The sequence below is a fragment of the Arthrobacter sp. H35-D1 genome, from assembly GCF_030063185.1.
GTDB lineage: Bacteria > Actinomycetota > Actinomycetes > Actinomycetales > Micrococcaceae > Specibacter.
This window is the reverse complement of the sequence record NZ_JASISP010000006.1, coordinates 166,933-176,735: the sequence shown is the minus strand read 5'-3', so window position 1 is coordinate 176,735 and position 9,803 is coordinate 166,933. Positions and strand designations below refer to the sequence as shown.

Below are 9,803 nucleotides of genomic sequence, written 5' to 3'. Positions count from 1 at the left end.
CGTGTCCAAGGGTTCAAGGGAGGGAAACACCAGCCCGGCAATCAGCTCCACCACAGTGACTGTGGCGGATGAATCATCCTCTTCCCGAGGGAAATTCACTGAACCGCCCATACCACAAGTATAGATCGCATGTATGATATAAGCTAGCATTCCATATTATTTCCCAGACATACTTTCTATACTTGGACCTGCCTGCCAATTGTCCGGCCGGGCCTCACTCCCCCATCTCAACCGTCGGGCACCCGCGCACCGTCCCACCGGAAAGCAGCAGCTCAGCGCAAAGATGCAGGGCAAGGAAAAGGTGAGTGCCGCCGTCGTTCCTGGGAAGGAACCGACGACGGCACTGGGGATGTTCGCGGCGGAGCTGCTACCAGCGGTGCGCCACATCGATGACGATGCGCGAGCTGGCCCCGGGGCCGTCGAGGACAAAGACGTTGAACGGCAGCCGTGCACGCACGCCGACACCCAAGGTGGTGCTGCCTTCAAAACTGCCAGCGAGAGCGAGCTGCCTCAACGTCGAGTAGCCTGCAGTGTTGACCAATTCGTTGCGGTTGGCAGGGACGTAGCTCGCCGCCCCGGCTTCGGTGTACGCGGGCGCCTTGACCACCACCTTCAAATAGGCGCCGCCGCGAAGTGCGACAACCGAGCCACTGCCTGGGCGCGTAACAGCTGACACATAGCCCACTGAATACCCATTGGCGTGACCGCTGACATCGACCACCATGCGGTCAAAGCATGCATGCTGGCCAGCCCTGACATTGTTGATAGTTGCGCTTGTTCCGGTGCCGGCGGACTTGGCCAGCGAACCCCACGTGATGCCGCAATACGGGGCTGCCTGGGCCGGCGCGGGAGCGACCAAGATGAATGCGGCCAACAACCCCAAAACTGCCAGCCACGTCTTGATGTATTTCATGAAAAACATCCTCCTTGGAAAGCGATGAGCACCCTGATTTCAGGATGATTCAACGCTAGTGCGGTTCTCCGACCGGGTCACTGCTTCCACCCAAAGGTCCGCTGAACTGCAACCCGCGCCCGATCAACGGTGGAAAACGTTATCCAGATCTCCTTAAGCTCCCCTTTGCAGCGCTCGGAGATAGTCTGGAAGCCACCACCATCACCCTTGGAGCTTCCCCATGACCGCGCGCAGTTTGTCCCTTCCCGTCCGGCAGGGTACTTCGCCCGGCACACCATGGGGCACGGGCAGGTACGAATGAGCAGCAATATTGACGGCAAGGACAGCGTCCTGGCAGCACGGGCCACCGGCACCACATGGCGGGACTCCCTGCTTCGTTATTATTCGTTGGCCAAGCCAGGCGTGCTCTATGGAAACGTGCTGACGGCTGCTGCAGGATTCCTGTTTGCCAGCCCTGGCCGGATCGACTGGTTTCTCTTCCTCGCAGTCTGTTTGGGCACGACCCTCGTCATCGGCTCCGCGTGCGTGTTGAACAACGTCCTTGACCGCGACATTGACACTCTCATGGCGAGGACCAGGAAACGTGCCACGGTCACCGGCGGTATCGGTGCACGCAACGCTGTCATCTATTCCGCTGCCCTGGGGGTCGGCGGCATGGCCATTCTGGTGGCCTGGACGAACGTGCTCGTCGTCGCGGTGGGCGTGGCTGGTTTCCTTGCGTACGTGGTTCTTTACGGAATGTTCTCCAAACGGATGTCCATCCACGGCACTCTTGTGGGCAGCGTCTCCGGAGCGGCCCCGATTCTGGGTGGCTACGTCGGGGCCAGCAATGCCATTGACGCCCGTGCGCTCATTGCCTTTCTGATGCTCTTCTTTTGGCAGCTGCCGGCGTTTTACTCCATCTCCATTTACCGGCGAGAAGAGTATGCCCGAGCAAACGTGCCGGTTGTTTCGGTGGTGCGCGGCGTCGCCAACACCAAGGTGCAGATCCTCGTCTACACAGGCGTCTTCGTCTTCGTCTCCCTGCTCCCCCAAGTCTTTGGCAGCACGGGCTGGGTCTACACGGCTGTCATGGGCGCGCTCGGTGCCGGCTGGCTGGTGCTGGCGGCAAGCGGACTAAAGTACGACGACGACGAAAAGTGGGCGCGCCGGATGTTCCGTTACGCGCTGGTCATGATGTGTGCCATCTCGCTCATGCTCGCCATCGGACCCCGCCTGCCGTAGCGGCCTGTCTGCCCTCATGGCCCGGCCCGCCTCAACCACCCGCGCCCATCGTGGCCGCTGCAGCTGCCCCTTGACCTGCGGCCATAAGAGGACTGCAATGGAGTAAGGCCACAATTGGCCCGTTCACGGTGTCCGGCGCTCGCCCGGATCAAGCTCCGGGAGGTGTCTGCGATGGGATTCCTTGTTCTTGCTGTTCTCGCCATGGTCACGGCCGCAACAACTGTGTGGCTTGTGCACATGCGCAGGGAGCAGGAAAGCGACCAGGACGCAACTTTTTGGTATTCCTTTGCAGGCCTGTGCGTGCTCGCGCCGCTGACTCTCATCCCGGCATGGAAAAACAATGCAGCATCGCTCGGACTGCTCGCCCTGGCGGCTGGCTCAGCCATCGCCATGCACATGCTGCTCCGGCGCCAGCAGACCATCGCCTCCGCCGCCAACCACCGCGCCATGATCGCAGCAACGCTTGCCACAACAGCCGCGCAGCACAACGCCCTCGTGTCCCGGTGGAGCCGCTATGAGCTGGATCCCGCCGCTGCCATCGACTTCCCCACCATGACCGACATCCGAGTTCCCGAGACCTCCCGCCTAATCCGGGCGGTCGCGGCGGCCGCCCGCTTTAGGCCTGCCGAACTGGACACGGAAGACTGCGCCGCTGAGTACCAGCAAGCCGTCGCCACACTCGCAGAAGCGTTGGCCGCGGCTGAGAACTCCGCCCATTGCACTTACCAGGGTTCGGATTCTTACCAGGCCGCGGGCAACGCCCGGGGTCTGGCAAGCTAGGACTCCCGGAGCGGAGGGTCCCCTTTCCTGCTATTGCTCAGCTACTGGACAACCAGCACGGGAACCGGCGACTGGTTGACCACTGCTGCGCTGACCGAACCCAACAGCAGGCCCATCAGCCCCCCGTGGCCGCGTCTGCCCACCACCAGCATGCGGGCCCCCTCGGCAAGGGACGCCAAGGTGGCTGCTGCCGGGCCTTGGACCAGTCGTGCTGAAACGGATTCAGGAACTTCCGCCCCGAAGGCCTGGAACAGCGCGTCGCTGAGGATCTCCGCGGCACCTTCTTCAAAGCTGCCAATGCCTACGGCCATGTAGCTTGCCTGCTTGGTGGGCGCTTCCCAGACAGCAACGGCTTCCATGACTCCGTGCAGCTCGGCAGCCAGACGGGCGCCTTCCTTGAGCGCATTGACCGATGCACTTGAGCCATCAACACCAACAACTATGCGGACCTGTGCGGTCGATTCAGACACGAGCTGCTCCTTTGTAGAACGGGCCTATCCCGTTGCCTCCATTCTGGCTCATGGAACCTTGAATCTTAGAATGAGGCGATCGACACCCGAGGGCGACCCTAGGGCTTGGGTGCTTCCGGTGCGGGTTTCGGTGGCTTCGGTGCGGGTTGTTCCGGTCCCGGTGCCTGCTCTTGTGTTGGAGCCGGCGGCTGCGGTTCTGCTGATGGTTTGGGCTCGGCAGGTGGTTTGGGCTCTGCCGTTGGTTGGGGCTCGGCAGGTGGCGTTGGCTCCGCCGATGGTTGGGGCTCGGCAGGTTGTTGGGGCTCGGCAGGTTGCTGGGGTTCCTGCGGCACTGGTTGCTGGAGCGGTGGCGCATCAACGCCCGGCTCCGGGTCGTTGAGGCCGGCAATCAGCGGTGCAGTGGGTTGGAGCATCTCTGCCGGCGGCTGGGCCAACGGAGAAGCTGCATGGCTGGGGTTCTGGGCCGCAGTATTCATGACAGCCGCCCATTGGCCGCCGGCCAGGTCCGCGCCGTCAACACCCGGGAAGTACTTGCCGTTGATCACGATGTCTTGGTTGACCCACTCGGGGCCATTGCCCTGGTAGCTGCCGAACCAGGATGCTGAGACGACAGCGTTGTTTCCGCCGATGGTCCACGTGTCGATGTTGCCGTCCGTGGTGCCGGTCTTGGCGAAGGAGTAATCCTTGTCATCGAGCGGGATGTTGTAGCCCGAGCCGATGGTCAGCACGTTTTTCAATGCGTAAGTCACACCTGCGGCGACGTCGGCGCTCATGGTTCGTTTGCAGTCGGCCCCGGGGACAGGGTATTTCTTTCCCGACGCGTCCGTGATCGATGCCAGCGCGATCGGCTCGCATCGGGTCCCCCCGCTGGCAAAGGTGGCGAACGCCGTCGCCATGTCCAAGGGGGCAACATTCTGGGTGCCGATGAGGTTGGCAATGTTGGAGAGGTCGTACGGCTTGTTCGTCCGTCCTTCCTTCACACCGGCAGCTGTGGCCATCTTTTGGATGTTGCAGAAATCCAGGGCCGTGGCTGTTTGGAAGGTGACGGTGTTGATGGACCGGTAGAGACCTTCCTCAGCCGACATGGAGAAGTAGTGGTTCGGATCGTCATTGGGCAGCGGGAACGTGCCGGCAGCATAGTCATAGGCACCTGTTGTTGTTCCGCAGCTGTTTTTCCACGGATATCCCGTGGGGTAGACCCGCACGGCACCGTTGATGCTTGTCGCCATGGAGTGTCCGCTGTTGAGCCATTCAGCGAAAATAAACGGTTTGAAGGTTGAACCGATCGGGAAGCCGCCGGCGCCGTGCAACGGCTTGCCCTTGGCGTCGTTGACGGGCAGTGCGAAGTTGCCCATGTAGTTGCCAGGTGCCGTGGCCGGATTGAACACGGTGTTTTGTGCCATGGTAAGGACTTCGCCGGTCCCTGGCTTTACCGTGACAATGGCAGCTCCGCGCTGGAGTGGATCCGTGGGAGCCATGGTGGCATTGACTTGTTCCTGGGCGACCTTTTGGAGGCTTGGATCCAGCGTGGTTTGAATGGTGAGCCCACCTTGGTAGAGCGTCTTGGCACGCTCCTCCGCTGTGGCCCCGTAGGCGGTGTCATTGAGGACGAGTTGCTGCACATAGTCGCAGAAATAGGGTGCCGTCGCGGCAGCCGCGCAACCCTGGGCAGATCTCTTGAGGTGAAGTTCCAGGGGTGTCTTGATGGCGGCGTCGTAGTCTTTCTGGCTGATTTTCTCCTGCGCCAGCATCTTCGCCAGTACATCGTTGCGTCGCTGAACCACGTTCTCCGGTTGGGAGATGGGGTCGTAAAAGCCCGGACTGTTGACGACGCCGGCCAGGGCTGCGGCTTGCGGGAGCGTCAGGTCCTTGGCCGTGGTGTCGAAGTACAGCTTCGAAGCGGCTTCAATGCCATAGGCCCCGTTGCCAAAGTAGATAATGTTCAAGTAGCCGGCCAGGATGTCGTCCTTGGACATTTTCTTCTCAATGCCGATGGACATTTGAATTTCCCTGACCTTGTCAGCCATGGTCTTTTGCATGCCCAGCTTGGCTTCATCCGTCTTGCCTTCGGCAACCAACTGCTCAATCAACAGGTTGTTCACGTACTGCTGGGTAATGGTTGAGGCACCTTGGCGACCGCCTTTCAGCGTCGCCACGAGGGCACGGACGATTCCGGTGGGGTCCACTCCCCCGTGTTCATAGAACCTGGCGTCCTCAATGGAGACTACGCCGTCCTTGATGAAGGAGGACATGTCGGCGAGATCCACGACTTTACGGTCCTGGGCGTAGAGCGTGGCGATCGTTGATCCATCGGCCGCCAAAACAGTGGTCGCCTGGGCCGGAGACCCGAATTCAAGGGAGGAAGGTACCACTGACAAAAAGTCGTCTGCACCGCCCACCACACCCTTGGCTACGGCACCCGCCGGAACAAACAGCGCTGCCACGAGCACGCCGACAACCCCGCACACGGCGAATAGGCGGCCCAACTTGGCCAAAGTGCCGATGGCTGCCTCGGACTCCCTTGTTGTTTCCTTGGCCATGCGCCGACTTCCCCTCAATAGCTCATCCTGTTTTCCCGCTTCTCCTTCGCTGCGTTGCACTGCGCACCCGGTGGCAGTTGTTCGCAGCGCGACACTTGTCTTCCATCTTAGAGTCCACCAACAATATGGGAGTTTCCTGAAAAACTATCAGGCACGCGATGTAGAGCGCACGGTCGTGCATCGACTCGCACAGCACTGCTACCGCCTGCACGGCGGGTTGGCCCGTGCTAGCTTGGCCGTGGAACCGCTGCGACGCCCATCGTCGACTGAGAGGAAGATCCCATGACCGAGCACCCGCCTTACCCAACCGCCAACTCCACAGCTGATTTTCGCCGTAACTTGGCTACAGTGCAGGACCGGATGGCGGCAGCGGCCAACCGTGTGGGCCGCTCCCCCGGTGCGGTGCGATTGCTGCCTGTCAGCAAAACCGTGGATTCGTCGCGGCTGCGCCATGCGATTGCTGCAGGATGCACCGAGTTGGGTGAAAACAAGGTTCAGGAAGCCCTGCGCAAAAGCGTCGAATTGGCCGATATTCCCGGACTTCGCTGGCATGTGATTGGTCATTTGCAAAGCAACAAGGCCAAGTTTGTGGCCCAATTTGCGCACGAATTCCAAGCCCTCGACAGGCTTTCCCTCGCGCGCACGCTCAACAATCGGTTGGAAGCTGCGGACCGTACCCTGGATGTGATGGTGCAAATCAACACTTCCGGCGAGGACAGCAAATTTGGCCTGCCGCCGCAGGAAGCAGACGCCTTCATCCGTGAATTACCGGCCTTTGAGAGACTGCGCGTCAGGGGCCTTATGACCCTGGCCGCCAACAGCCCGGAACAGGACCGCGTCCGGGCATGTTTTGAAAGCCTTCACAGCCTCAGGGGTCGATTGCGCGAGAACGCGCCGTCCGGCGTCGAACTTTCCGAGCTTTCCATGGGCATGTCCGGCGACTTTGAGCTGGCCATCGAGGAAGGGGCCACAGTAGTACGGGTGGGTCAGGCAATTTTCGGGCCCCGCGCACTGCCTGATAGCTACTACTGGCCCGAAGGCGAGGAAAACAGCTGATTTCAGGGGCGATGGAGGCACAGGGCGTGCCACAAGTCGTATGCTCGTGGCATGGCTAAATTCTTCGACGTCCATCCGCACGATCCGCAGCCGCGTTCAGTCAGCCAGATCGTGTCCATCCTGCAATCCGGCGGGCTGATCGCCTACCCCACCGATTCCTGTTACGCGCTCGGCGCGCAATTGGGCAATCGGGAGGCGCTCGACCGCATTCGCACCATCCGCCGGCTGGACAACAAACACCACTTCACGCTGGTCTGCAAGGACTTTGCGCAGCTGGGCCAGTTCGTCATGGTGGACAACGATATTTTCCGCAGCATCAAGGCCGTCACCCCCGGCCCCTACACGTTCATCCTGCCGGCCACCAAGGAAGTGCCCAGACGTCTGGCACACCCCAAGAAGAAGACCGTGGGCGTGCGCATCCCCGACAGCCGCCTGATTCACGACATCCTTGAGGAATTGGGCGAACCTCTGCTTTCCAGCACGCTGCTGCTCCCCGACGAGGAAGAACCGCTGACCCAGGGCTGGGAAATCAAGGAAACCCTGGACCACGTGGTCGACGCCGTCATCGACTCCGGCGACGTCGGCGCGGAGCCCACCACCGTCGTGGACTTCTCCAGCGGCTACGCCGAAGTGGTGCGCCGCGGCATGGGCGACCCCAGCCGCTTCGAATAGGCCCCCAAGCCAGATGGCCGCCGCCGCACCCCGATCAAGAGGTACGACGGCGGCCCTTGCCTTGGCCCGGATTGGCTGGCTGCCCGACTGCCTTGCCGCCTGACGGCCTTTGTCTGCGGACGGCGTTGCCGCTCGGCCCAAATTCGTTAGTGTGAGCGGCTGCTGGCAGTGCCTGTCCGGCGGAGCCAGGCAAGCACCCCGACTCCGAGCAGCAACAGGAACCCGGCAGCTCCCGGCAGCCACCCGGCGGCGGCTCCCGTTTCCGCCAATGTTCCACCGTTGGAGGAACCACTGGAGGAGGAACCACTGTTGGAGGAACTGGCGGAGGAGGTCGTTCCGGGCGTGGTTGCTGCGGAACTCTCGGGTCCCATGGTGTCTGCTGGAGTCGTTGAGGGGACGTTGGAGGTGCTTGTGGGCCCTGGGGTGGTCGGTGCTTGCGTGGCCGGTGCGGTCGTGGCAGGTGTCGTGGTTTCCGGCGTCGGGTCCAGCAGATTGGTTTCTGCCGTCACCGCGGCCGGGGCGGCTCCGAGGCTGCGTGCCAACGGCTCAAATTCGGCGTAGCTGGCAACGAGCTTTGGGGAGCCCCACAGTTGCTGCGAGAACGAGTCCTGCCAGGCCAGGAACTCAGTTTCAACTTCCTGTTCCGTCATGGCTGTCGGGTCGTCGGACCAGATGGACAGGTGTGCGCCCAGGAGCGGCTTGTCCTCCGGCAGGTCGTAGTCGCCACCGTTGCCGGCAACCCCCATGAAGCGGCGCGGCGTCCAACGTTCATAGATGCCTTCGGGATTCTTGTTCGGTCCCGTACCCACACCGCCTCCGGTCAGAATGAAATACAGGTAGTCGCCGTTGGCATTGACAATGTTGTAGCCAGCATCCGCGAGCTCTCCGGCGTTTGGCTTGGAATTGTTCCAACGGATCCAGCCCTCCACCTCGGCCGACTTGTCCAGGTCGAGGATGCCTTCGCCGGGATAGATGTCGTCGTTCCAGACCTTCGCGGTTTTGTTCTTGGTCTTTAGCATCGCGATGAGGTCGTTCATGTACCACTCATAGCCGTCGAAAATTGTGGCTCCCGCTCCTACCTTGTCGACTGCGAAGTCAAGGAGCTGGGGGGCGGAATTCTTGTTGACGGTGTCAGGCCCGTTCCCCTGCCACGGAGCCGGGAAGAACTCGTCGCCGCCCAAATGGAAGTACTTGCCGGGGAACAAATCCGCCATCTCACCCACCAGCTCCTTCACGAAGGCGCGAGCTTCCGGAATGGAGTAGTCAATATGGCTTCCGAGTGCAGTGCCGTTTTGCAGCTTCAAGCGCCACTCGGGGTGCGTCAGCAGTACATGATCCAAGTGGGCAGGAGTGTCAACGTCCGGGACAACCTCGATGTGATAACGCTTGGCAGTTGCCAACAACTCCCGCACCTGGTCCTGGCTCCAGTGCTCGGCCGAGACGATTTCCGGGTGTGTCTTGGATTCAATGCGGAAGCCTGCATTCTCATTCATGTGCAGGTGCAGGGTGTTGAGCTTGCGGTAGGACATGCTGCGCATAAGCTGTTCAGCCCATTCGGGTGAATAGTACTTGCGGGCCATGTCCAGGCTCACCCCACGCTGCGCATAGGCCGGCCAGTCTGTCACGGTGCCTGAATAGGCGTCGTCGTTGCGCAGGATCTGCAAGAGCGTCCTGGTTGCGTTGAACGTCCCGGCAGCATCCGTGGCTTGGATCTGTAGCCCATGGGAGACGGTAATTTGGTATGCCTCGGGCGCGTCCCCGTGGATACCTCCCAGTGTCAGGAAAACATCGTCGGCATCAACTGGTCCTCCCAGCACGGTGTCCGGAACTGCTGCCACATGCCCTTCGGCGGCCAGTTCGTGGGCCAGGGTGGTTGCTTCCTGACCCAGCGCGTCGGCAAAAGCCGGATCAACCACCACCTTGGTCCCGGGGAGCGGACCCCACGCATCCGTCCCCGCCTGGAATGACTGAACATTGGGTAGCAAAGCCGTTGGGCCCGGAAGGGTGTCCAGCTCACCGGCGGCCATGGCAATACTGGCGGGGACGGCGGTGCAGGCGGCCACTGAAACAGCCACCAGAAGGGCAAACTTTTGACTAACTCGGCGCATGCAGGGCAACTCCTTGGCAGGGGGAATGATGTTTGACGAT

At 61.5% G+C, this 9,803-nt stretch carries 8 protein-coding genes; 4 read left to right on the top strand and 4 right to left on the bottom strand.

Features of this window, described 5'->3' with window-relative positions; all coding sequences use genetic code 11:
- Nucleotides 1-367: 367 nt before the first annotated feature.
- Nucleotides 368-913 (bottom strand): AMIN-like domain-containing (lipo)protein, encoded by a 546-nt coding sequence (locus QMG25_RS09595; protein WP_283459665.1) that lies wholly within the window; start codon nucleotides 911-913, stop codon nucleotides 368-370.
- A gap of 297 nt (nucleotides 914-1,210) precedes the next feature.
- On the opposite strand from QMG25_RS09595, the gene cyoE reads away from it, so the two are divergent.
- Nucleotides 1,211-2,137 carry a heme o synthase gene (gene cyoE / locus QMG25_RS09590; RefSeq protein ID WP_283459664.1) on the top strand — a complete coding sequence of 309 codons (927 nt, stop codon included), beginning with the start codon at nucleotides 1,211-1,213 and terminating at the stop codon, nucleotides 2,135-2,137.
- Nucleotides 2,138-2,308: 171 nt separating this feature from the next.
- Nucleotides 2,309-2,917, top strand: coding sequence for a hypothetical protein (locus tag QMG25_RS09585; protein WP_283459662.1), 609 nt, complete (start codon nucleotides 2,309-2,311; stop codon nucleotides 2,915-2,917).
- Between the two features lie 41 nt (nucleotides 2,918-2,958).
- Here the strand turns inward: QMG25_RS09585 and QMG25_RS09580 are convergent, their stop codons facing one another.
- A complete protein-coding gene (locus QMG25_RS09580; protein ID WP_283459660.1) occupies nucleotides 2,959-3,387 on the bottom strand; it encodes a universal stress protein in 429 nt (142 codons plus the stop codon).
- 98 nt (nucleotides 3,388-3,485) lie between these two features.
- Complete coding sequence (locus tag QMG25_RS09575; protein WP_283459658.1) at nucleotides 3,486-5,927, bottom strand: transglycosylase domain-containing protein; 2,442 nt, start codon at nucleotides 5,925-5,927, stop codon at nucleotides 3,486-3,488.
- A 282-nt stretch (nucleotides 5,928-6,209) separates the two neighbouring features.
- On the opposite strand from QMG25_RS09575, the gene QMG25_RS09570 reads away from it, so the two are divergent.
- Together QMG25_RS09570 and QMG25_RS09565 are read left to right on the top strand one after the other, a co-directional pair.
- On the top strand, nucleotides 6,210-6,983 hold the full coding sequence (locus tag QMG25_RS09570; protein WP_283459656.1) for a YggS family pyridoxal phosphate-dependent enzyme: 774 nt from the start codon (nucleotides 6,210-6,212) through the stop codon (nucleotides 6,981-6,983).
- Nucleotides 6,984-7,034: 51 nt separating this feature from the next.
- Complete coding sequence (locus QMG25_RS09565) at nucleotides 7,035-7,655, top strand: L-threonylcarbamoyladenylate synthase (protein ID WP_283459654.1); 621 nt, start codon at nucleotides 7,035-7,037, stop codon at nucleotides 7,653-7,655.
- 146 nt (nucleotides 7,656-7,801) lie between these two features.
- Here the strand turns inward: QMG25_RS09565 and QMG25_RS09560 are convergent, their stop codons facing one another.
- Nucleotides 7,802-9,763 (bottom strand): beta-N-acetylhexosaminidase, encoded by a 1,962-nt coding sequence (locus tag QMG25_RS09560; protein WP_283459651.1) that lies wholly within the window; start codon nucleotides 9,761-9,763, stop codon nucleotides 7,802-7,804.
- Nucleotides 9,764-9,803: the final 40 nt, after the last annotated feature.